Here is a 20,938-nt window from a genome sequence, read left to right on the forward strand (position 1 = left end):
GCGCTCGCGGCGGCGGGCTCCGGTGCGGCTGGCTCCGCCGGTGCGGCCGCGGGTTCTCCGCCGGAGGAGTCGCCGGCGTAGGGGTCCGGCGCCGAGCCGGGGTGCCGGTCCAGCCCGCGCCGGGCAGGGCGGGGCGGGGTCCCGGGGGCGGGGCCGGTATGGCGGTGGAAGCGGCGGAGCCGCGGCCCCCGAGGGCGAGGTGGCCCTCCAGGTCCGGGGTCACCGGCAGGGGAGGGGCGGCCGCGGGGGCCAGCCGCAGGGTGGACTCGCCCACCCGCAGCAGCGCGCCCGGCGGCAGGGCCACCGGCTGCGGTCCCACCGGGGAGCCGTCCAGCGTGGTGCCGTTCGTCGAGTCCAGGTCGGCCACCGCCGCCCGCCCGTCCCGCATCACGGTCACCGCGCAGTGCAGCCGGGACACGTCGGGGTCGTCCAGCGGGACGTCGGCGTCGGCGGAGCGGCCCACCTTGATCTGCCCGCTGTGCAGCAGGTGCACCCCGCCCGCGTCGGGCCCGGCCACCACGTGCAGCTGGGGCGCGCCCAGGCTCTCCTCGGGCAGGACGTCCGGGACCGGGCCGTGCAGGGCCACCACCGCCCCGTCCACCAGCGGCGGTTCGCCGAGCACCCGCCGCTGGAGGTCGAGCCGCTCCGCTCCGGCGTAGAGGATCACGGCGCCCCCGGTGTCGGGTCCGCCGACGGTCGCCGCGAGCCCGGAGGCGACCGCGGCCAGCGCGGTACCGGCGGGCGCGGTGACGAGCACGTCACAGCTCACGGGGGCGGTCGAGGGCTGGTGGCCGCTGCGCGACCCAAGGACGGTCAGCCGGATCTGCATCGCCGTCAGCGGTCCCTTCTGCGCGGTGCGCGGTGCGTGCGCCCGGCAGGGGAACGTCGGCACACGGCTGCCCGACCGCCCCCCGCCCGGCACGGACGCGTCGTCCGGTCAGGTCTGCCGGAAGGCGCGGCTCCCGCCCGTGCCGTTCCGTATGGGTGCATCCTCGCACCTGTCGCCGACAACACGCCCGGCACCCGGCGACAATTGATCTTGATCGGTCGCGGCATGGCGCGGACCTCACTCGGATCGGACAGCAAGCAGGGGAAAATCGCCTCCGGCATACCCCGCAAACATCACCCTTCGTACATATGTGCGGCAACCAACCTCCGGCGCCCGACGTCCTTCATGGGGACACCCCCTAGAGTGGGTCGGAAAATCCGGACGACAGAAGACGACAGCAGGGGAGCGCGAGACGTGCGGCCAGTCGGCAGCAAGTACCTGCTCGAGGAGCCGCTCGGGCGCGGCGCCACGGGCACCGTCTGGCGTGCCCGCCAGCGTGAGACCGCGGGGGCCGAGGCGGCCGTCGCCGGGCAGCCCGGCGAGACCGTGGCCATCAAGGTCCTCAAGGAGGAGCTGGCCCAGGACGCGGACATCGTCATGCGCTTCCTGCGGGAGCGCTCCGTCCTGCTGCGCCTGACGCACCCCAACATCGTGCGCACCCGCGACCTCGTCGTCGAGGGCGATCTGCTGGCGCTGGTCATGGACCTGATCGACGGCCCGGACCTGCACAAGTACCTCCGCATGAACGGCCCCTTCACGCCCGTCGCCGCGAGCCTGCTGACCGCGCAGATCGCGGACGCGCTCGCCGCCAGCCACGCCGACGGCGTCGTCCACCGCGACCTGAAGCCCGCCAACGTGCTGCTCGACGAGCGCGACGGACAGATGAAGCCGATGCTCACCGACTTCGGCATCGCCCGTCTCGCGGACTCCCCGGGCCTGACCCGCACCCACGAGTTCGTCGGCACCCCGGCCTACGTGGCCCCCGAGTCCGCCGAAGGCCGCCCGCAGACCTCCGCCGTCGACATCTACGGCGCCGGCATCCTGCTCTACGAGCTGCTCACCGGCCGGCCGCCGTTCGCGGGCGGCACGGCGCTCGAAGTGCTCCACCGCCACCTCAGCGAGGACCCGCAGCGCCCCGCGAGCGTGCCCGAGCCGCTGTGGACCGTCATCGAGCGCTGCCTGCGCAAGGAGCCGAACGAGCGGCCCAGCGCCGAGAACCTGGCCCGCGGACTGCGCGTGGTCGCCGCCGGCATCGGCGTGCACTCCACGGCCGCCGAGGTGGAGGCCGCGCTCGGCGTCGGCGCGCTGCTCGCGCCCGACCCCTCGCCGGCTCCGGTCCCGGAGACACCGGGGATCGTGGGGGCCGCGGACGCCACCCAGGTGCTGCCCGGGGGCGCCGGTTCGCCCATGGGCGCCTACGACCCGAACGCCATGACCAGCGTCATGCCGCCGGTCGGCGCGGCCGGAGCGGCCGGCGGGGCCGACCCGACCTCGGTGATGCCGCCCGTACAGCAGCCGGACCAGCCGCACCCGTGGCAGACGCAGATGCGGGCCGCCCGCGACCGCAACGAGCAGACGCAGGTCCAGTACCTCGACCCGAGCGACGACCCGCTGCGCCGCCGCCCGCAGCGGCAGGCGCCCCCGCCGCCGCAGCACCGGCCCCAGCAGCCTCCGCCGCAGCAGTACCAGCAGCAGCCGCAGTACCGACAGCCCCAGCCGCAGCAGCAGTACGCGCCTCCGCCGCCTCCGCAGCACTACCAGCCGCAGCAGCACCAGCCTCAGCCGTACCAGCAGCCGCAGCCCCCGCAGCAGCCCCAGTACCGGCAGCCGCAGCAGCAGCCGCCGCAGCAGCAGCCTCCGCAGGGTCCGCCGCCCCGGCAGCAGGCCCCGCGCGAGCCGCGCCGCCGCAGCGCCAACCCGGTACGGATCCCCGGCCTCGGCTGCCTCAAGGGCTGCCTGGTCATGATCCTGCTGCTGTTCGTGGGCGGATGGCTGATCTGGGAGCTGACCCCGCTCCAGGAGTGGGTCGGCACCGGCAAGGGATGGTGGGACCAGGTGTGGAGCTGGGGCACCGGCATCGCCGACTGGATCGGCGCCGTCGGGGACGCCACGGGCTCCACCCAACCCTGAATCGGACCCCCGTAGCGCCGAGTTCGTGGATTTGTCGACTTCTGGGACGTGATTTCGCCCGCAGAAGTGAAGGTCGCCGCGAATCCGGGCCCCTGCTGGCCTCCAACGCCCACCCGGCCGCGTAGCTTTGGCACGTACGCCAGCCGCTGAGGGAGCAGTCGTGGCACGGAAGATCGGCAGCCGGTACACCGCGCACCAGATCCTGGGGCGCGGCAGCGCGGGCACGGTGTGGCTGGGCGAGGGGCCTGACGGGCCCGTCGCCGTCAAACTGCTGCGCGAGGACCTCGCGTCCGACCAGGAGCTGGTCGGACGGTTCGTCCAGGAGCGCAGCGCGCTGCTCGGCCTGGAGCATCCCCACGTCGTCTCCGTCCGCGACCTCGTCGTCGACGGCAACGACCTCGCCCTCGTCATGGACCTCGTCCGCGGTACGGACCTGCGCACGCGCCTCGACCGCGAGCGCAGGCTCGCCCCCGAGGCGGCCGTGGCCATCGTCGCGGACGTCGCGGACGCGCTGGCGGCCGCGCACGCGGCCGGGGTCGTCCACCGCGACGTCAAGCCCGAGAACGTCCTGCTGGACATGCAGGGCCCGCTCGGCCCGGGCGGTTCCCACCCGGCGCTGCTGACCGACTTCGGCGTGGCCAAGCTGATCGACACCCCGCGGCGGGCCTCCGCGAGCCGGGCCTCGGCCCCGACCACGCGGATCATCGGCACCCCGGACTACCTGGCTCCGGAGATCGTCGAGGGGCTGCCCCCGCGGGCGGCGGTGGACATATACGCCCTGGCGACGGTCCTCTACGAGCTGCTGGCCGGATTCACCCCCTTCGGCGGGGGGCATCCGGGCGCGGTGCTGCGCCGGCACGTGACCGAGACGGTCGTCCCGCTCCCGGGGATCCCCGACGAGCTGTGGCAACTGATCGTGCAGTGCCTGGCCAAGGCGCCGGCGTCGCGGCTGCGCGCCTCGGAGCTGTCCGTCCGGCTGCGGGACCTGCTGCCGCTGCTGGCCGGGATGCCGCCGCTGGACGTGGACGAGCCGGACGACGCGGATCCGGATCCGGAGCCCTCGGAGGAACCGGCCTCAGCCGCCGCCGATCCGGTGCGCCGCCGGGGCGTGGTCCCCCTCGTCCCGGGGTCCTCGACGGACTCCAACCGCGACACCCACACCTCGATGCGGGTGCCGGGGCCGGACGAGCTGGCGGGCGGGGCGCTGGGCACGGCCCGGGTCCCGCGGCCGGCCGGCGGGCACCGGCCGGGCGCTGCGCGGCACCGGGCGGAGGCCGCCCGCAAGCGGCGCCTCGCCCTGTCGGCCGCGGCCGTCGCGCTGGCCGCGGCGGCCGGCCTGGGCGCGTGGCTCGCCGCCTCGGGCGAAGACCCCGCGCCGTCGCAGCAGGACAGCAAACAGTCGGGCCCCCGCACCCCGTAGCAGCGACGCCGCTGCCGGGGGCTCCGCCAGGCGGGTCCGGGCGGAGTCCGGGGACGGGGCTACGCCACCAGTTCGGGGTGCCAGCGCCGCGCGACGGCGGGGTGGGCGCGGACCCAGCCCTTCAGCTCGTTGCGGCCGTACTCGGCGTGCAGCGGGTTCGACGCGTCGTGGGCGACCCCCGGCGCCGACCGGAGGTAGTCGCCCGGAACCGTCTCCACCACCGCGTCCAGCCGCGGGTTGTAGAAGAACGGCACCGAGTACCGCTCCACCGCCCCCGGCGGGCTCACCACCCGGTGGTCCGTCGCCGTCAGGTAGCCCTCCGTCGCGATCTCCAGCAGCTCGCCCAGGTTGACGACGAAGGCTCCCGGGAGCGGCGGGATGTCGACGTAGCCCCCGTCCCGTACGACCTGGAGGCCGCCCACCGAGTCCTGCAGGAGCAGCGTGAGGAAGCCGTAGTCCTTGTGCGCCCCCACGCCCTGGTCCGTGCCCGTCGGGGCGGACCCCGGGTAGCGGATCAGCTTCGTGTGCAGGTGGGGGCGGTCCGCGAAGGCCGAGTCGAAGAAGTCCGCCGGGGCGCCGATCGAGGTCAGGATCTCCCGGAGCAGGCGGTGGGCCACCGCGGCCAGCCGGGACTGCCAGTCCAGGACCACGTCGCGCAGCTGCGGCAGCGCCGCCGGCCACTGGTTCGGGCCCTCCAGCCAGAGGTACGCCGGGTCGTCCGGACCCACCGCCGGCGCCGGACGCTCCGCGCCGACGTCCAGCTGGTCCCGCCAGTCGGAGGCCCCGCCGGTCAGCTCGTGGCCTATCCGGGTGTAGCCGCGGAAGTGCGGGGAGTTCAGATTGCTCACGGCCAGCCGGTCGGCTTCCGGAAGGGCGAAGAAGGCCCTGGTCAGCTCCAGCATGCGGGCGCTCTCGGCAGCGGTGATGCCATGCCCGGTGAGGTGCAGGAACCCGGTGTCCCTGGCTGCGGCGTGCAGCTTCTTCAGGAAGTCGGCCCGCTGGGCCGGGTCGTCCGCCTGGGAGAGGTCCAGGACGGGGAGGGAGGAGTGCGCGGACGGCATGACGGCTCCGTTTCGGATGTCACGGGGTCCTGTTCCCCAGAGGTGGCGGGGGCCGCGGGTGGGGAGGATCGCCGGCAGGGATGGCGCCGGGACCGCTTTGGGCCGCGTTACAGGACCAAGTCGGATCGGGGTGGATCAGGCTTGGGGATGGTCCGGCGGCAGACAGCTCGACGTCGTGACGCGCATGTGGTCGACATGCCGGCGCTTGACGAGGCGCGTGACGAAGAGAACGGTCATACCGTGAGCGTACGCCCGTACGACAAGTCATCAGTACGGGTGATCCGGCCTGCCCGGACGGCCTCGTCCGCGGACCGGCTACGCTGGACCCGTGGCAGTCGTCGATGTTTCCGAAGAGCTGAAGTCCCTCTCCTCGACCATGGGGTCGATCGAGGCCGTCCTGGACCTCGACAAGCTGAGGGCAGATATCGCCGTGCTCGAGGAGCAGGCCGCCGCGCCGTCCCTGTGGGACGACCCGGACGCCGCTCAGAAGATCACGAGCAAGCTTTCGCACCTCCAGGCCGAGGTCCGCAAGACCGAGAGCCTGCGCGGCCGCATCGACGACCTCGCGGTCCTCTTCGAGCTCGCCCAGGAGATGGAGGACGCGGACACCCTGGCCGAGGCGGAGACCGAGCTGGTCGCCGTCCGCAAGGCGCTGGACGAGATGGAGGTCCGGACCCTGCTCTCCGGCGAGTACGCCGAGCGCGAGGCCCTGGTCAACATCCGCGCCGAGGCCGGCGGCGTCGACGCCTCCGACTTCGCCGAGCGCCTCCAGCGCATGTACCTGCGCTGGGCGGAGCGCCACGGCTACTCGACGGAGATCTACGAGACCTCGTACGCGGAAGAGGCCGGCATCAAGTCGACCACCTTCGTCGTCAAGGCCCCGTACGCCTACGGCACCCTCTCCGTCGAGCAGGGCACCCACCGCCTCGTGCGGATCTCGCCCTTCGACAACCAGGGCCGCCGTCAGACCTCCTTCGCGGGTGTCGAGGTGCTCCCGGTCGTCGAGACCAGCGACCACGTCGAGATCGACGAGGCCGAGCTGCGCGTCGACGTGTACCGCGCCTCCGGCCCCGGCGGCCAGGGCGTCAACACCACCGACTCCGCGGTGCGCATCACGCACCTGCCGACCGGCATCGTGGTCTCCTGCCAGAACGAGCGCTCGCAGATCCAGAACAAGGCCAGCGCCATGAACGTCCTCCAGGCCAAGCTGCTCGAGCGGCGTCGCCAGGAGGAGAAGGACAAGATGGACGCCCTCAAGGACGGCGGCAGCTCCTGGGGCAACCAGATGCGCTCCTACGTCCTGCACCCGTACCAGATGGTCAAGGACCTGCGGACGGAGTTCGAGGTCGGCAACCCGCAGGCGGTGCTCGACGGCGAGATCGACGGCTTCCTCGAGGCCGGCATCCGCTGGCGCAAGCAGCAGGAGCAGACCGCGTAACCCCCCCCAGCACGTGTGAAGGGCCCGGACACCTCGTGTCCGGGCCCTTCTCGCCATGATCGGTGCGTCTACGCGGTCTGCTGGGCCACCAGTACCAGCGCCGCCACCAGGATCACCATGAGGGCGATGAGTGCCACGGGATTCAGGCCGGAGAAGGGGCCCTCCTGCTGGAGGCGCTCCCGGTTCGCCCGGCACACAGGGCAGCGGCCCTGGCTGACGGGTGCCGCGCAGTTCGCGCACACGAGCCGGTCATATGTCATGCGCTCCTCCTCTCGTCCCCTCGGCCGTACTTCATTAGACACAACGCGTCGGGGAACGAGACCGTTCCCCCTACCACTGTGCCAGCTTCGCCGACATTCGGCGCGGCCCGTCCGGGCAATCGCGGTCCCGACCCGCCCCGGACCCCCCGTATCCCCCCGGACCAGGGGATAAAAGGGGCAACTCCGGATGCCGGGTCCACACCCCGCGCCCGTTCGCGTATGGTCACGCACACCTACTCCCGGCGACCGTGGTGCACCCGTGATCCGATTCGACAGCGTCTCCAAGTCCTACCCGAAGCAGAACCGTCCCGCACTCAGAGATGTCTCCCTGGACATCGCGAAGGGCGAGTTCGTCTTCCTCGTCGGCTCCTCCGGCTCCGGCAAGTCCACCTTCCTGCGGCTCATCCTGCGCGAGGAGCGGGCGAGCCACGGCCAGGTCCACGTCCTGGGCAAGGACCTCGCCAAGCTCTCCAACTGGAAGGTCCCGCAGATGCGGCGCCAGCTGGGGACCGTCTTCCAGGACTTCCGCCTGCTGCCCAACAAGACCGTGGCCGAGAACGTCGCCTTCGCGCAGGAGGTCATCGGCAAGCCGCGCGGCGAGATCCGCAAGGCCGTCCCGCAGGTCCTGGAACTCGTCGGCCTCGGCGGCAAGGAGGACCGGATGCCCGGCGAGCTCTCCGGCGGTGAACAGCAGCGCGTGGCCATCGCCCGCGCCTTCGTCAACCGCCCCGCCCTGCTCATCGCGGACGAGCCCACCGGCAACCTCGACCCGCAGACCTCCGTCGGGATCATGAAGCTGCTGGACCGGATCAACCGGACCGGCACCACCGTGATCATGGCGACCCACGACCAGCAGATCGTCGACCAGATGCGCAAGCGCGTCATCGAACTCGAACAGGGCCGACTCGTGCGCGACCAGTCGCGCGGCGTCTACGGCTACCAGCACTGAAAGGCCCTTGAGACGTCATGCGCGCCCAGTTCGTCATGTCGGAGATCGGCGTCGGCCTCCGTCGCAATCTCACCATGACCTTCGCGGTCATCATCTCCGTGGCCCTCTCGCTGGCCCTGTTCGGCGGCTCCCTGCTCATGCGCGAGCAGGTGAGCAAGATGAAGGGCTACTGGTACGACAAAGCCAACGTCTCGATCTACCTCTGCAACAAGCAGGACGCCCAGGAGGCCACCGAGGCGGCCGCCAAGCCCGACGGTTCGGGGGCTGCCGCCGCGGGCGTCGCCACCTGCCGCAAGGGCGCGGTGACCGAGGAGCAGAAGAAGCAGATCGAGACCGAGCTCAAGCAGATGTCCCTGGTGAAGTCCGTCGCCTACGAGTCGGCGGACGAGGCGTACAAGCACTACCAGGAGCGGTTCGGCAACACCGCGCTCGCCTCTTCCATCACCCCGGACCAGATGCAGGAGTCCTTCCGGGTCAAGCTGAAGAACCCGGAGAAGTACAAGGTCGTCACCTCCGCCTTCGCCGGCCGCGACGGCATCCACACCGTCGACGACCAGCGCCAGGCCATCGACGACCTCTTCCGGATCCTCAACTACCTCAACATCGCCGCGCTCGCCATCATGCTGATCATGCTGATCGTGGCGCTGCTGCTGATCGTCAACACCGTGCGCGTCTCCGCGTTCAGCCGGAGGCGGGAGACCGGGATCATGCGGCTGGTGGGTGCCTCCAGCTTCTACATCCAGGTCCCCTTCATCATGGAGGCGGCCGTCGCCGGCCTCATCGGCGCCGTCTTCGCCTGCGTGATGCTCGTCTCGGGCCAGTACTTCGTCATCGACCACGGCGTCGGCCTGCGGGACAAGATCCAGCTCATCGACTTCATGGGCTGGACCTCGGTCCTCGGCAAGCTGCCGTACGTGCTCTTCATCGGCCTCCTGATGCCCTCGGTGGCCGCCTTCCTCGCATTGCGCAAGTACCTGAAGGTGTGACAAGCGCCCCGCGAGCGGTCCGGTCAACCATCCGTACCGGCGCGGGGCTTGTCCTAGACTCGGCGCCATGCTGGGCTTGCCGAGTATTCCCGCCTTCTGTCTCCGGCCCCGCGACATGCGTCGCGGGGCCGTTTTGACGTTGGTTTTCCTCGCGGCCGTCGGAACCGCCGCGAGCACCGGCTGCTGGGACCGCGACGACGCCACCGCCGCCGCCCTCGGCGTCCGTGCGGGGGCCGTCGCGCCCGATCCGCCCAGGGCCACGGGGACCGCCGACCGCGAGGCCGTGGCCCGCGCCGCCGCCGAGGCCGTCGCCGACGGGAAGTCCGGCAAGAAGGCCGCCCAGGAGGTGGTCAGCCGCAGCGGCGACCGCTGGGGCACCGTCTACGACCAGGGCGAGTACGCCGCCTTCGCCGAGGGCCTCGACGGCCGCTGGACCGGGGTCGGGCTCTGGGCCCGCCGCGGCCCCGAGGGCCGCATCGAGGTCGACAAGGTCCAGCCCGCCGGCCCCGCCGCCCGGGCCGGCGTACGCGCCGGGGACCGGCTGCTGAGCGTAGACGGGCACGCCGTCTCCGGCCTCGCCGTCGCCGACGTGATCGCCCTGCTGCGCGGCGCGGCGGGCACCCCCGTCGTACTGAGCCTGAGCCGCGACGGCGCCGACCTCACCGAAACCGTCCGCCGTGAGCAGCTGCGCACCGAGCCGGTGACCGTACGGCAGCTCCGCGACGGGATCACCGTCATCAAGGTGGCCTCCTTCACCCGCGGCTCGGGCGAGCGGGTCAAGGCCGCCGTCCGCGCGGCCCCGCCCGGCGCCGGGGTCATGCTCGACCTGCGCGGCAATCCGGGCGGGCTGGTCGCCGAGGCGGTGGCGGCCGCCTCCGCGTTCCTGGACGGCGGGCTGGTGGCGACGTACGACGTACGGGGCGACCAGCGCGCCCTGTACGCGGACCCGGGCGGGGACACCGCCCGGCCGCTGGTGGCCCTGGTGGACGGCGGCACGATGAGCGCGGCCGAGCTGGTGACGGGCGCCCTCCAGGACCGGGGCCGGGCCGTGGCGGTGGGCAGCCGGACCTTCGGCAAGGGCTCGGTGCAGATGCCGACGGAGCTCCCGGACGGCTCGGTGGCCGAGCTGACGGTGGGCACGTACCGCACGCCGGGCGGCCGCAGCCTGGACGGCAGCGGCATCACCCCGGACGTGGCGGCGGGCGCGGGAGCCGAGGAGCGGGCCGCGCAGGTATTGGGTGGCCTCGGGGTGGGTCCGTAGTGCGAAAATGACCGGACTATGGCTAAGGAAACAGGGCGCAAGCTGATCGCCCAGAACAAGAAGGCGCGCCACGACTACGCGATCATCGACACCTACGAGTGCGGTCTCGTGCTCACGGGCACCGAGGTCAAGTCCCTGCGCCAGGGCCGTGCCTCGCTCGTGGACGGCTTCGTGTCGGTGGAGGGCGGCGAGGCCTGGCTCTACAACGTGCACGTGCCGGAGTACAGCCAGGGCACCTGGACGAACCACAGCGCCCGGCGCAAGCGCAAGCTCCTCATGCACCGCGAGGAGATCGACAAGCTGGAGCGCAAGGCGGACGAGTCGGGTCACACGATCGTGCCCCTGTCGCTGTACTTCAAGGACGGCCGCGCGAAGGTCGAGATCGCGCTGGCGAAGGGCAAGAAGGAGTACGACAAGCGGCAGACGCTGCGGGAGAAGCAGGACACCCGCGAGACGAACCGGGCGATCTCGGCGGTCCGCCGCAAGCAGCGGGGTACGGTTTAATCTCCTGGCACGCAGTGGTCCACTTCGCGTACCATGGCGTCAGCACCCCCCGCTTGCGGGGGAAGCTGTTTGTTAAAAAAACATGGGGATGATCGGTTTCGACAGCGGATGTCGATGCAGGGGAAGCGAGCCGAGGAAGCGGCAATGATCTCGCTAACCATATGTCGCAAACAATAATCGCCAACTCCAAGAGCGATAACTCCCGCTTCACCCTCGCTGCCTAATAACAGTGAGCTGAAGCCTCTGTGAGGAGCGTCAGCCCGGAAGTGGTCCCGGTCCGGATCCTGGCGTCAATTAGGGATCTAAACCTCTAGCCCCGGTCACGGGGGTTGGAGGGAAATCAAACAGTGACTGAGCCCGTCGGAGACTTGTCCGTGTGATCTCCGGGGCTGAGAAAAGCGCAGCGGACTGCGCTCGGAGAAGCCCTGCTTCTGCACCGTTGGACGCGGGTTCGATTCCCGCCATCTCCACTCATCCCATGTGGGCAAAGGCCCCGCAGCCTCTCGGCTGCGGGGCCTTTGTCATGCCGCATCAGTAGTGGTAGCGGGCCTTGAGGATCTTCACTTCCTTCTCGTCCGCCCGGTAGACGAGCCGGTGTTCGTCATCGATCCGGCGGGACCAATAACCCGACAGCTCGCCCTTCAGAGGCTCGGGCTTGCCGATTCCGCCGAACGGGTCGCGCTGGATCTCGCCGATCAGGCGGGTGATCCTGCGGGCCATCTTCCGGTCCGAGGAAAGCCAGAAGAGGAAGTCCTCCCAGCCGTCGGCATCGAAGTGGACGCTCCTCACTCCTCGCCCCCGGCCAGGTCCCTCAGCTCATCCATGGTCTTGGCGATCGTGGGCGTGCTCTCGCGGTCCCGGGCCACTGCAGCCATCAGTCGCTGGGCGTTGGCGGGCGAGCGGAGCAGGTAGACGGTCTCCTGCCAGGAGTCGTAGTCGTCTGCGGACATGAGAACGGCGTCACCGCTCTTGGAGGTGATGCGCACCGGGGCATGGTCGGTGTTGACGCGCTCGATCAGGGGGAACAGGGTCGCCCTGGCTTCGCTGGCGCTTATGGACATGGTTCGCCCCTCTCAGACCTCTGGCTGGTACGAGTTTATGGTACGGGACTGGTCCCGGAAACTCGTACGACTCGCACTGACGATGGCCACGGCGGCGAGGGCGGCTGTGGCGGGCAGCAGGTAGGCCGTCGGCGGGCCGAGGCGGTCGATCGTCAGGCCCGCCGTGGCGGAACCGGCCGCGATGCCCGTGAGGATGGCGGTGACCGCCAGGGTCATGCCCTCGTTGAGGCGGCCCGCGGGGGTCAGGGCGTGGACCCGGGACATCGCGGTGACCATCGTCGGGGCCGTGGCCATGCCGGCCAGGAGCAGGGCCCCGGCGAGTGCGGGCACCGAGCCGGTGGCCGCCGCGGCCCAGGGCAGGGCCATGAGGGCGGCCAGCGCGCACACGCAGGTCCGCAGGGTGCGGGGGCGCAGGGTGCCGTAGAGCAGGCCCGCCGCGCAGGAGCCCGCCGCCTGGAGGGCCAGGACCAGGCCGGAGGCGGCGCCCAGCCCGGCGGCGTCGAGGAAGGCGATCGAGGTGACCTCCATCGAGCCGAAGACCAGGCCCAGGCAGCCGAAGAGGGCCAGGAGCGGGCCGAGGGCGCGCAGCGGCGAGCCCTGGCGGGGCGCCGCCCCCGTCGCCGGGGGCTGCGTGGAGCGCTGGGCGGTGAAGACCAGCATCCCGGTGAGGAACAGGGCCGCGCCGGCGAGGGTCCCGGCCTCGGGGAAGACGGCCGTGCACAGGAAGGCGGCCAGTACCGGGCCGAGCAGGTAGCAGAGTTCGTCGGCGGCCTGCTCGAAGGACATCGCCGTGTGGTGCGAGGCCGGGGAGTCCCGCAGCAGGTGCGTCCAGCGGGCCCGGGACATGCCCCCGATGTTGGGGGTGGTGGCCGTGGCCGCGTAGGAGGCGAAGAGGGTCCAGGCCGGGGCCTCGGTCCGGACGCAGACGATCAGGGCGAGGGAGCCGAGGACCGCGATCAGAGTGGCGGGAACGGCGATCCGGGCCTGCCCGTGCCGGTCGACCAGCCGGGCCGTCCAGGGCGCGACCAGCGCCGTGGCGGCCATGCCGGTCGCCGTGACCGCCCCGGCGAGGGCGTACGAACCGCGCTGGCCGGCGATCATCATGACCGCGCTGATCCCGAACATGCCCATGGGCAGCCGGGCGAGCAGGTTCCCGGCGGTGAAGGCGCGGGTGCCGGGGAGGGCGAACAGGCGGCGGTACGGGCCGGCGGCGCGGCCCCGGCCCCGGGCGGGGGCAGGGGCAGGCGCAGGGCCAGGGGTGGCCGGGGCGGCGAGGACGAGCGTGGTGCCGGTGACGGTCATGAGGGGCATGACAACCACCCTCGGCCGGGACCGGGTTCGGCGTCCAACACCTGTTCGGGGCCCATTCACCGCTTTCTGTTGTTAGTCTCCGTGGGTGAATCCCCGTGATCTGGACCCCCGGCTCCTGCGCGGGTTCGTCGCCGCCGCCGAGGAGCTGCACTTCACCCGTGCCGCCGCCCGCCTCTACACGGCCCAGCAGGCCCTCAGCCGCGATATCCGGCGGCTCGAACAGGCCCTGGGGACCGGGCTGTTCGTACGGACCACCCGCACGGTCGAGCTGACCGCCGACGGGGTGCGGCTGCTGCCGCTCGCCCGGCGGGTGCTGGCCGCGCACGAGGAGCTGGCCGCCGCCTTCACCGCCCCGCGCGCGCTCCTCGTCGACCTGAACACCGACGGCCCCAGCACGGGCCGCCGGGTACTGGAACGCGCCCGCGAACTCGCCCCGGACTGCGAGCTGATGGCCCGTTTCGAGAGCGGGCTCACACACTCCGCCGCCGAGATCGCGGCCGGCCGGCTCGACGTCGCCTTCGGGTACGCCGACGGGCTGGACCCGGCGCTGCGGGCACGGCTCGCGCAGGCGCCCGTACGGTACGAGCCGCTCGCCGTGCTGCTGCCCGAGGGGCACCCGCTGGCCGCGGAGGCCGCCGTACGCCTGGACGCGCTGGCCGGCGAGACCGTGTACGCCGGAGCCGGGAACCCGCGGACCCTGGAGTGGACGGGGCTCGCGCGCGAGCTGTTCGCCGGGCGCGGGATCGAGATGGCGCCGCCCGCCCCCGTGGCCATGGGGAAGGAGGAGTTCCGCCGGGTGATGACCAAGACCGGCAATCCGGTCCTGGTGACCGTGGACTTCCTCGACATGCCCGGCTGCGTGAAGCGCCCGCTCACCGACCCCGTGCCGCTGTCCCCGCTGTCGATGGTGTGGCGGCGGGGTTTCGGTCATCCCGGACTGGACGCCCTGCACGCCGCGGCCGGCGCACTGGCCGCCGAGCGGGGATGGCTCGAACCGCCGCCCGGAAGCTGGGTCCCCGCCCGGCTCACACACGGCCCCGGTGCCGGGTGAGAGCAAGGTTTCCCGGCGGTCATCCGGCGGGGACCGGGGCCGAAACGCGCCGTTCCTACGATCGCCACCACGGACGCGACAGCTGTGGAGGCGTGTGATGACCGGTACGACCGCACCGCGCAAGGGGGGCCGCTGGATCGAGCGGTGGGACCCCGAGGACGAGACGTTCTGGCAGGAGACGGGGGAGCGGACCGCCCGCCGCAACCTGATCTACTCCGTGCTCTCCGAGCACATCGGGTTCTCCATCTGGTCGCTGTGGTCCGTGATGGTCCTCTTCATGGGACCGCAGTACGGGATCGACCCCGCCGGGAAGTTCTTCCTCATCGCGACCGCGACGGCGGTGGGCGCCCTCGTGCGGATCCCCTACACCTTCGCCGTCGCCCGCTTCGGCGGCCGGAACTGGACGATCGTCAGCGCCCTGCTGCTGCTCGCGCCGACCGTGGCCGCACTGGTGGTCATGGAGCCCGGGACCTCGTACGGCACCTTCCTGGCCGTGGCCGCCCTGACCGGCGTCGGCGGCGGGAACTTCGCCTCGTCGATGACGAACATCAACGCCTTCTTCCCACTGCGCAAGAAGGGCTGGGCGCTCGGGCTGAACGCGGGCGGCGGCAACATCGGCGTCCCCGTGGTGCAGCTCGCCGCGCTGCTGGTCATCGGCACCGCCGGGGCCGGGCACCCGCGGCTGCTGCTCGCCGCGTACATACCGCTGATCGTGATCGCCGCGGTGCTCGCGGCACTGCGGATGGACAACCTGGCCCCCGTGCGCAACGACACCGGCGCGGTGCGCGAGGCGGTCGGCGAGCCGCACACCTGGATCATGGCCTTCCTCTACATCGGCACCTTCGGGTCCTTCATCGGCTACAGCTTCGCCTTCGGGCTGGTGCTCCAGACGCAGTTCGGCCGGACCCCGCTCCAGGCGGCCTCGCTGACCTTCATCGGGCCGCTGCTCGGTTCGCTGATCAGGCCGGTGGGCGGGGCGCTGGCGGACCGGTTCGGCGGGGCGCGGATCACGCTCGCCACCTTCGTGGCGATGGGCGCCGCGACCGCGGTCGTCATCCTCGCCTCGGTACGGGAGTCGCTGCCCGTGTTCCTGGTCGGATTCGTGGCGCTGTTCGCGCTGAGCGGGCTCGGCAACGGCTCCACGTACAAGATGATCCCCGGGATCTTCCAGGCGAAGGCGCTGGCCCGCGGCATGGGCGGCGAGGACGCCGCCTCGTACGGGCGGCGGCTGTCCGGCGCCTCCATGGGGCTGATCGGCGCGGTCGGCGCACTCGGCGGACTCGGCATCAACCTCGTCTTCCGCGAGGCCTTCAAGACCTCCGGGTCGGGAACCGCCGCCTTCGTCACCTTCCTCGGCTTCTACGCGGTGTGCTGCGCCGTCACGTGGGCGGTATACCTTCGCCGGCCGGCCGCGGCCGCGGTGATCCAGACGGCCGGGGCCTCAGCGAAACCGCAGCTCACGTCGGTGTAACCGCGGCGAAATACGGGTGAACCGAGTCCGACACGCCACCTTGGCAGGCTCGGTCCACCCGTACGGCCCCCATGCGTCACAAGGCAGGTCACGATGGACGACACCAAGACCGGCCCGCTTGCGGGCTTCACCATCGGAGTCACCGCGGCGCGGCGGGCCGACGAGCTGATCGCCCTGCTGCGCCGGCGCGGGGCCTCCGTGCTGCACGCGCCCGCGCTGCGGATCGTTCCGCTGGCCGACGACAGCGAGCTGCTCGCCGCCACCAAGGAGCTGATCGGCTGCGCGCCGGACGCGGTGGTGGCCACCACCGCGATCGGGTTCCGCGGCTGGATCGAGGCCGCCGACGGGTGGGGGATCGGCGAGGAGCTGCTGGAGCGGCTGCGGACCACCGAACTGCTGGCGCGCGGACCGAAGGTGAAGGGCGCCATCCGGGCCGCCGGGCTAGTGGAGACCTGGTCCCCGGAGTCGGAATCGCTCGCCGAGGTACTGGAACGGCTGCTGGCGGCCGGGGTGGCCGGGCGGCGGATCGCCCTCCAGCTGCACGGGGAGCCGCTGCCGGGCTTCGTCGAGGCGCTGCGGGCCGGCGGGGCCGAGGTGGTGGTGGTCCCGGTGTACCGGTGGATGGCGCCCGAGGACCTCGCGCCGCTGGACCGGCTGCTGGACGCGGTGGTGGGCGGCGCGGTGGACGCGATGACCTTCACCTCGGCGCCGGCGGCGGCCTCGCTGCTGTCCCGGGCGGAGGAGCGCGGAGTACGGGAATCCGTGCTGGAGGCGCTGCGGGGCGGGGTGCTGTCCGCGTGCGTGGGGCCGGTGACCGCGGTGCCGCTGCAGGCGCAGGGGGTGGACACCGTGCAGCCGGAGCGGTTCCGGCTGGGCCCGCTGGTGCAGCTGCTCTGCCAGGAGCTGCCGGGCCGGGCGCGGGTGCTGCCGGTGGCCGGGCACCGTTTGGAGATCCGCGGGCACGCGGTCCTGGTCGACGCGGAGCTGCGGCCGGTGCCGCCGGCCGGGATGGCCCTGCTGCGGGCGCTCTCCAGGCGGCCGGGGTGGGTGGTGGCCCGGGCGGAGCTGCTGCGGGTGCTGCCGGGGGCGGGGCGCGACGAACACGCCGTGGAGACGGCGATGGCCCGCCTCAGGGTGGCGCTGGGGGCGCCGAAGCTGATCCAGACCGTGGTCAAGCGGGGGTACCGGCTGTCGCTGGACGCGGGCGGCGAGGCCAAGTACGGGGAGGTGCCCGCCCCGTGACGGGTGGGGAACTCCTCGGCTAGCGTGCGGCAATGATCATTGACGGGGTGGAGATGAGGGGCCTCGAGCCCGGCGACGCCGCCGGGCTGGCCGGGGCCTACGCGCGCAACCGGGCGTACATGGCGCCCTTCGAACCGGACCGGCCGGAGGACTTCTACACCGAGCAGGGGCAGCGGGCCCGCATCGAGGGCATGCTCGCGGACCGGGACGCCGGGCGGATGGTCCCGTACGTGCTGGTCGAGGCCGTGGGCGGCACGCCCGTCGGCGCGATCAACCTCGGCTCCATCGCGCTCGGCCCGCTGTGCAGCGGTGGCGTGGGCTACTGGGTGGACCAGGACTGGAACGGCAAGGGTCTGGCCACGGCCGCCCTGGAGGAGGTGTGCCGGGTCGCCCGCGACGAGGTGGGCCTCCACCGGGTGGAGGCCGGGACCCTGCTCGACAATCCGGCCTCGCAGCGGGTGCTGGCGAAGGCGGGCTTCGAGGCGTACGGGGTCGCGCCGCGCTACCTCCACATCAACGGGGCCTGGCGCGACCACCGGCTCTTCCAGCGCCTGCTGCACGACGACCCACCCGGCCGCTAGGTCCTGTCCGCCCGGACAGGGCCTAGCCGCCCGGCGGCCCCCGCACCCGCTCGGGGGGTTCCGCTGGGCGGCGGGGGGCGGCACTCTGGTGGGGCGCCCCACGACGCGAGGCGGTGACGGGCATGCGGTTCGACTCCGGCCGGGTCTGCCTGGACCTGGTGGCCACTTTCGCCCCTCAGGAGGGGATCCCGGACGGTGACGAGCTGCGGCTGTGGCTCGCCGGGGCCGGGCTGGTGCCCGACCGGACGCCGCTCGCCCGGGTCGGCCCGGACTGGGCCGAGGCCTTCCGGTCACTGCGGGCCGACGTGGAGACCCTCGTACGGGCGGAACTGGACGGCGGCGAACCGGACGAGCGGGCCCTGGCCCGGGTCAACGCGCTGGCCGCCGGGCCACCCCCGGGCCTGTGTGCCGTTCGGGACCAGGAAGGCCACCTCGTACGGGAGTTGTGCGGCGGCGTGGAGTGCGGGGCCCTGCTCGCCGCCGTGGCCCGGGACGCCGTCGAGCTGCTGACCGACCCCGGCGACCGGGCCCTGCTGCGGGCCTGCGAGGGTGACGGCTGCGCCCGGGTCTACCTGGACACCTCCCGGGGCCACCGGCGCCGCTGGTGCTCCAGCGAGCTGTGCGGCAACCGGGAGCGCGTCGCCCGGCACCGCCGCCGGGTCCTGGCCGGGGGGTCCGTGTAGGCGGTTCCGTGCAGCGGTTCCGGAACGGGCGTGCGGACAGGGTGCCGATTCGCGTACGGTTGACGGTCGCCCATGCACGTCAGAAGGGGGCCTTGGTGGCCGCGCAGAATGCCGCTGTCGACAGCACGGCGGATTCCGTCCGAGATCGGGAGATCGCGGTCGAGCAGACGCATCTCGACCGGGTGTACACACGCCTCGAGGAGAAGATCCACGAGGCCGAGTTCCTGATGAACGACGCCGCCAAGCGCGGTCAGGTGGGCACCCCCGGTGCCCTCGCCGAGCGCGACGCGCAGGTCTTCAGGGCGGGTATCCACCTGAACCGGCTCAACAACGAGTTCGAGGACTTCCTCTTCGGCCGCATCGACCTGGTGCTCGGCAAGGACGGGGAGCGCGGCGCGGACGGCGCCTACACCTCCGTTTCGCCCGCCGAGGACGCGATCCGGGAGGACCTCACCGCCGACATCGCCGAGACGCTGCACATCGGCCGCATCGGAGTCCTGGACTCCGACTACGCGCCGCTGGTCATCGACTGGCGGGCCCCGGCGGCCGCGCCGTTCTACCGCTCCACGCCCAAGGAGCCCGGCCGCGTCGTGCGCCGCCGCGTCATCCGTTCCAAGGGCCGCAAGGTGCTGGGCGTCGAGGACGACCTGATGCGCCCCGAGGTCACCGCGTTCCTGGACGGGCAGGAGCTGCCCGCCATCGGCGACGGCGCCCTGATGGCCGCGCTCGGGCGGGCCCGTACGCACTCCATGCGGGACATCGTCTCCTCCATCCAGGCCGAGCAGGACCTCGTCATCCGGGCCCCCGCCGCCTCCGTCGCCGAGGTCGCGGGCGGGCCCGGCACCGGCAAGACCGCCGTCGCCCTGCACCGCGCCGCCTACCTGCTCTACCAGGACCGGCGCCGCTACTCCGGCGGCATCCTGATCGTCTCCCCGACCCCGCTGCTCGTCGCGTACACCGAGGGCGTGCTGCCCTCGCTCGGCGAGGAGGGCCAGGTCGCCATCCGGGCGCTGGGCTCGCTGGTCGACGGCGCCGAGGCGACCACGTACGACGACCCGGCCGTGGCCCGGATCAAGGGCTCCTCGCGGATGCTGAAGGTGCTGCGCAAGGCCGTACGGGGCGCCCTGGAGCTCGGCAACGCCCCCGACCGGCTGCGGGTCGTGGCCTTCGGGCGCCGCCAGGAGCTGGAGGCCGACGAGCTCAACCGGATCCGGCAGAACATCCTCGGCGCCACCACCCCCGTCAACATGCTGCGCCCGCGCGCCCGCAAGCTGCTGCTCGACGCGCTGTACGCGAAGTCCGGCGGCGCCGGCCGGCACAGCGACCCGGAGCTGGCCGCCGAGCTGCGCTCCGCCTTCGACGAGGACATCTCCACCGAGGACGACTTCATCGGCTTCCTGAACGCCTGGTGGCCCGAGCTGACCCCGCGCACGGTGCTCGCCGCCATGGCCGACGAGCGCAAGCTCGGCCGCTGGTCGCGCCGGGACCTCAACCCGCGCGAGACCCGCCAGCTGGCGCGCTCCCTGCGCCGGCTGGGCCCGGACGGCAAGGGCCCCCTGTCGGTGCACGACGTGGCGCTGCTGGACGAGCTCCTCCAGCTGGTCGGCGCGCCCGCGCGCCCCAAGCGCAGGCGGGAGATGGACCCGCTGGACCAGCTCAGCGGGCTGGAGGAGCTGATGCCGACCCGCGAGGAGACCCAGTGGGAGCGGGCCGAGCGGCTCGCGGCGGAACGCACCGAGTACGCGCACGTCATCGTGGACGAGGCCCAGGACCTGACGCCGATGCAGTGGCGGATGGTGGGCCGGAGGGGCCGGACGGGCACGTGGACGGTGGTCGGCGACCCGGCGCAGTCCTCGTGGACCGACCCGGACGAGGCGGCCGCGGCCCGCGACGAGGCCCTCGGGTCCCGGCCGCGCCGGCGCTTCACGCTGACGGTGAACTACCGCAACCCGGCGGAGGTCGCCGAGGTCGCCTCCCGGGTGCTGCGCCTGGCGATGCCCGGCATGGAGCCGCCGTCGGCGGTGCGCTCCACGGGCCTGGAGCCCCGTTTCACGGCCGCGAAGGGCGATCTGGGCACGGCGGTGCGGGAGGAGACCCGCAGGCTGCTGGAGCAGGTGGACGGCACGGTGGGCGTGGTCGTGGCCATGGACCGGCGCGCGGAGGCCGCGGGCTGGCTCGCCGACCTCGGCGAGCGGGCGGTGGCGCTGGGCAGCCTGGAGGCCAAGGGCCTGGAGTACGACGCCACGGTGGTCGTCTCCCCGGCGGAGATCGCGGACGAGTCCCCGGCGGGCCTGCGGGTGCTGTACGTGGCGCTGACGCGCGCGACGCAGCAGCTCACGGTGGTCTCGGCGGGGCGGGACAAGCCGGACGCGTCCGGGGTGCCGGAACTGCTGCTTCCGTAAGGTCTCCCGGCCGTACGGCCGTATGGTCCGCGGCCAGGAGCGTGGTGAGCGGAACCGGCTGCCGGGAGGGGGACCGCATTCGGCGATCCTTTGTTAGCCTGGTGAAGGCACCGACTCGATCCAAGCCCCCGGGCCCAACCTTCGTCGCTTAGAGCGACCACTTGCCGCGAGGCGAGCATGGCGGGTCGGTGTCTTATACGTATGCATCACCAGGTCCGCGCCCTCCACTCAGTGGGGGGCGCGGACCTGTTTTGTATGGACCCACCATTCCGCGGACCCCCGATATCTCGTATGGTGG

The 20,938-nt window shown here is 72.6% G+C and carries 18 protein-coding genes, 1 other RNA gene and 1 pseudogene; 14 read left to right on the forward strand and 6 right to left on the reverse strand.

The genetic code is table 11. From position 1 onward, the window contains the following. Window positions 1-301 precede the first annotated feature (301 nt). Window positions 302-829 (reverse strand): annotated as a pseudogene (locus OHA89_RS22990) (FHA domain-containing protein); the annotation flags it as partial. A 414-nt stretch (window positions 830-1,243) separates the two neighbouring features. Between OHA89_RS22990 and OHA89_RS22995 the strand changes: the two are divergent. Together OHA89_RS22995 and OHA89_RS23000 are read left to right on the forward strand one after the other, a co-directional pair. Continuing rightward, window positions 1,244-2,959, forward strand: coding sequence for a serine/threonine-protein kinase (locus tag OHA89_RS22995; RefSeq protein WP_406366972.1), 1,716 nt, complete (start codon window positions 1,244-1,246; stop codon window positions 2,957-2,959). Window positions 2,960-3,119: 160 nt separating this feature from the next. Further along, on the forward strand, window positions 3,120-4,379 hold the full coding sequence (locus tag OHA89_RS23000) for a serine/threonine-protein kinase (protein WP_266609551.1): 1,260 nt from the start codon (window positions 3,120-3,122) through the stop codon (window positions 4,377-4,379). 59 nt (window positions 4,380-4,438) lie between these two features. Here the strand turns inward: OHA89_RS23000 and OHA89_RS23005 are convergent, their stop codons facing one another. After that, complete coding sequence (locus tag OHA89_RS23005; RefSeq protein ID WP_266609552.1) at window positions 4,439-5,440, reverse strand: isopenicillin N synthase family oxygenase; 1,002 nt, start codon at window positions 5,438-5,440, stop codon at window positions 4,439-4,441. 328 nt (window positions 5,441-5,768) lie between these two features. On the opposite strand from OHA89_RS23005, the gene prfB reads away from it, so the two are divergent. After that, window positions 5,769-6,878, forward strand: coding sequence for a peptide chain release factor 2 (prfB, locus tag OHA89_RS23010; RefSeq protein ID WP_215147336.1), 1,110 nt, complete (start codon window positions 5,769-5,771; stop codon window positions 6,876-6,878). A 68-nt stretch (window positions 6,879-6,946) separates the two neighbouring features. Here the strand turns inward: prfB and OHA89_RS23015 are convergent, their stop codons facing one another. Continuing rightward, on the reverse strand, window positions 6,947-7,138 hold the full coding sequence (locus tag OHA89_RS23015) for a hypothetical protein (protein ID WP_215018373.1): 192 nt from the start codon (window positions 7,136-7,138) through the stop codon (window positions 6,947-6,949). Window positions 7,139-7,397: 259 nt separating this feature from the next. Between OHA89_RS23015 and ftsE the strand changes: the two genes are divergently transcribed. From ftsE to ssrA, 5 genes are all read left to right on the forward strand, one after another. After that, window positions 7,398-8,087, forward strand: coding sequence for a cell division ATP-binding protein FtsE (gene ftsE / locus OHA89_RS23020; protein WP_069923855.1), 690 nt, complete (start codon window positions 7,398-7,400; stop codon window positions 8,085-8,087). Window positions 8,088-8,104: 17 nt separating this feature from the next. Further along, window positions 8,105-9,073, forward strand: a complete 969-nt coding sequence (gene ftsX, locus OHA89_RS23025) for a permease-like cell division protein FtsX (protein WP_215147338.1) — start codon at window positions 8,105-8,107, stop codon at window positions 9,071-9,073. A 67-nt stretch (window positions 9,074-9,140) separates the two neighbouring features. Continuing rightward, on the forward strand, window positions 9,141-10,334 hold the full coding sequence (locus OHA89_RS23030; RefSeq protein ID WP_266609553.1) for a S41 family peptidase: 1,194 nt from the start codon (window positions 9,141-9,143) through the stop codon (window positions 10,332-10,334). 18 nt (window positions 10,335-10,352) lie between these two features. Continuing rightward, window positions 10,353-10,838 carry an SsrA-binding protein SmpB gene (gene smpB, locus OHA89_RS23035; RefSeq protein ID WP_215147342.1) on the forward strand — a complete coding sequence of 162 codons (486 nt, stop codon included), beginning with the start codon at window positions 10,353-10,355 and terminating at the stop codon, window positions 10,836-10,838. 84 nt (window positions 10,839-10,922) lie between these two features. Then, window positions 10,923-11,311: a transfer-messenger RNA gene (ssrA, locus tag OHA89_RS23040) on the forward strand. Between the two features lie 58 nt (window positions 11,312-11,369). Here ssrA and OHA89_RS23045 read toward each other — a convergent pair. From OHA89_RS23045 to OHA89_RS23055, 3 genes are read right to left on the reverse strand one after another with little or no spacing between them, the layout of a single operon-like run. Further along, on the reverse strand, window positions 11,370-11,627 hold the full coding sequence (locus OHA89_RS23045; protein WP_215147344.1) for a Txe/YoeB family addiction module toxin: 258 nt from the start codon (window positions 11,625-11,627) through the stop codon (window positions 11,370-11,372). Beyond that, complete coding sequence (locus OHA89_RS23050; RefSeq protein ID WP_215147346.1) at window positions 11,624-11,899, reverse strand: type II toxin-antitoxin system Phd/YefM family antitoxin; 276 nt, start codon at window positions 11,897-11,899, stop codon at window positions 11,624-11,626. The genes OHA89_RS23045 and OHA89_RS23050 overlap by 4 nt, the downstream gene beginning before the upstream one ends. A gap of 12 nt (window positions 11,900-11,911) precedes the next feature. After that, window positions 11,912-13,201 (reverse strand): MFS transporter, encoded by a 1,290-nt coding sequence (locus OHA89_RS23055; protein ID WP_266612379.1) that lies wholly within the window; start codon window positions 13,199-13,201, stop codon window positions 11,912-11,914. A 94-nt stretch (window positions 13,202-13,295) separates the two neighbouring features. Here OHA89_RS23055 and OHA89_RS23060 point away from each other — a divergent pair, with 94 nt between their 5' ends. From OHA89_RS23060 to OHA89_RS23085, 6 genes are all read left to right on the forward strand, one after another. Next, window positions 13,296-14,261, forward strand: a complete 966-nt coding sequence (locus tag OHA89_RS23060; protein WP_406366974.1) for a LysR family transcriptional regulator — start codon at window positions 13,296-13,298, stop codon at window positions 14,259-14,261. A 97-nt stretch (window positions 14,262-14,358) separates the two neighbouring features. After that, window positions 14,359-15,732 (forward strand): NarK/NasA family nitrate transporter, encoded by a 1,374-nt coding sequence (locus OHA89_RS23065; RefSeq protein WP_257556123.1) that lies wholly within the window; start codon window positions 14,359-14,361, stop codon window positions 15,730-15,732. Window positions 15,733-15,825: 93 nt separating this feature from the next. Further along, on the forward strand, window positions 15,826-16,974 hold the full coding sequence (locus OHA89_RS23070; RefSeq protein WP_266609554.1) for a uroporphyrinogen-III synthase: 1,149 nt from the start codon (window positions 15,826-15,828) through the stop codon (window positions 16,972-16,974). Window positions 16,975-17,006: 32 nt separating this feature from the next. Then, window positions 17,007-17,555 (forward strand): GNAT family N-acetyltransferase, encoded by a 549-nt coding sequence (locus tag OHA89_RS23075; protein ID WP_215147353.1) that lies wholly within the window; start codon window positions 17,007-17,009, stop codon window positions 17,553-17,555. Window positions 17,556-17,677: 122 nt separating this feature from the next. Then, the gene (locus tag OHA89_RS23080) at window positions 17,678-18,238 is read left to right on the forward strand and encodes an ABATE domain-containing protein (protein ID WP_257556125.1); all 561 of its coding nucleotides are present in this window, start codon (window positions 17,678-17,680) and stop codon (window positions 18,236-18,238) included. 95 nt (window positions 18,239-18,333) lie between these two features. Beyond that, window positions 18,334-20,640, forward strand: a complete 2,307-nt coding sequence (locus tag OHA89_RS23085; RefSeq protein WP_215147357.1) for a UvrD-helicase domain-containing protein — start codon at window positions 18,334-18,336, stop codon at window positions 20,638-20,640. Window positions 20,641-20,938: the final 298 nt, after the last annotated feature.

The sequence above is a fragment of the Streptomyces sp. NBC_01546 genome (assembly GCF_045208355.1).
GTDB lineage: Bacteria > Actinomycetota > Actinomycetes > Streptomycetales > Streptomycetaceae > Streptomyces.

What these genes read in the sequence shown, in the direction of transcription:
- OHA89_RS23030 (WP_266609553.1), top strand. Translation starts at nt 9,141, where the DNA reads ATGCTGGGCTTGCCGAGTATTCCCGCCTTCTGTCTCCGGCCCCGCGAC.
- OHA89_RS23050 (WP_215147346.1), bottom strand. Translation starts at nt 11,899, where the DNA reads ATGTCCATAAGCGCCAGCGAAGCCAGGGCGACCCTGTTCCCCCTGATC.
- ftsX (WP_215147338.1), top strand. Translation starts at nt 8,105, where the DNA reads ATGCGCGCCCAGTTCGTCATGTCGGAGATCGGCGTCGGCCTCCGTCGC.
- OHA89_RS23080 (WP_257556125.1), top strand. Translation starts at nt 17,678, where the DNA reads ATGCGGTTCGACTCCGGCCGGGTCTGCCTGGACCTGGTGGCCACTTTC.
- smpB (WP_215147342.1), top strand. Translation starts at nt 10,353, where the DNA reads ATGGCTAAGGAAACAGGGCGCAAGCTGATCGCCCAGAACAAGAAGGCG.
- OHA89_RS23055 (WP_266612379.1), bottom strand. Translation starts at nt 13,201, where the DNA reads ATGACCGTCACCGGCACCACGCTCGTCCTCGCCGCCCCGGCCACCCCT.
- OHA89_RS23065 (WP_257556123.1), top strand. Translation starts at nt 14,359, where the DNA reads ATGACCGGTACGACCGCACCGCGCAAGGGGGGCCGCTGGATCGAGCGG.
- OHA89_RS23015 (WP_215018373.1), bottom strand. Translation starts at nt 7,138, where the DNA reads ATGACATATGACCGGCTCGTGTGCGCGAACTGCGCGGCACCCGTCAGC.
- OHA89_RS23005 (WP_266609552.1), bottom strand. Translation starts at nt 5,440, where the DNA reads ATGCCGTCCGCGCACTCCTCCCTCCCCGTCCTGGACCTCTCCCAGGCG.
- OHA89_RS23075 (WP_215147353.1), top strand. Translation starts at nt 17,007, where the DNA reads ATGATCATTGACGGGGTGGAGATGAGGGGCCTCGAGCCCGGCGACGCC.
- OHA89_RS23070 (WP_266609554.1), top strand. Translation starts at nt 15,826, where the DNA reads ATGGACGACACCAAGACCGGCCCGCTTGCGGGCTTCACCATCGGAGTC.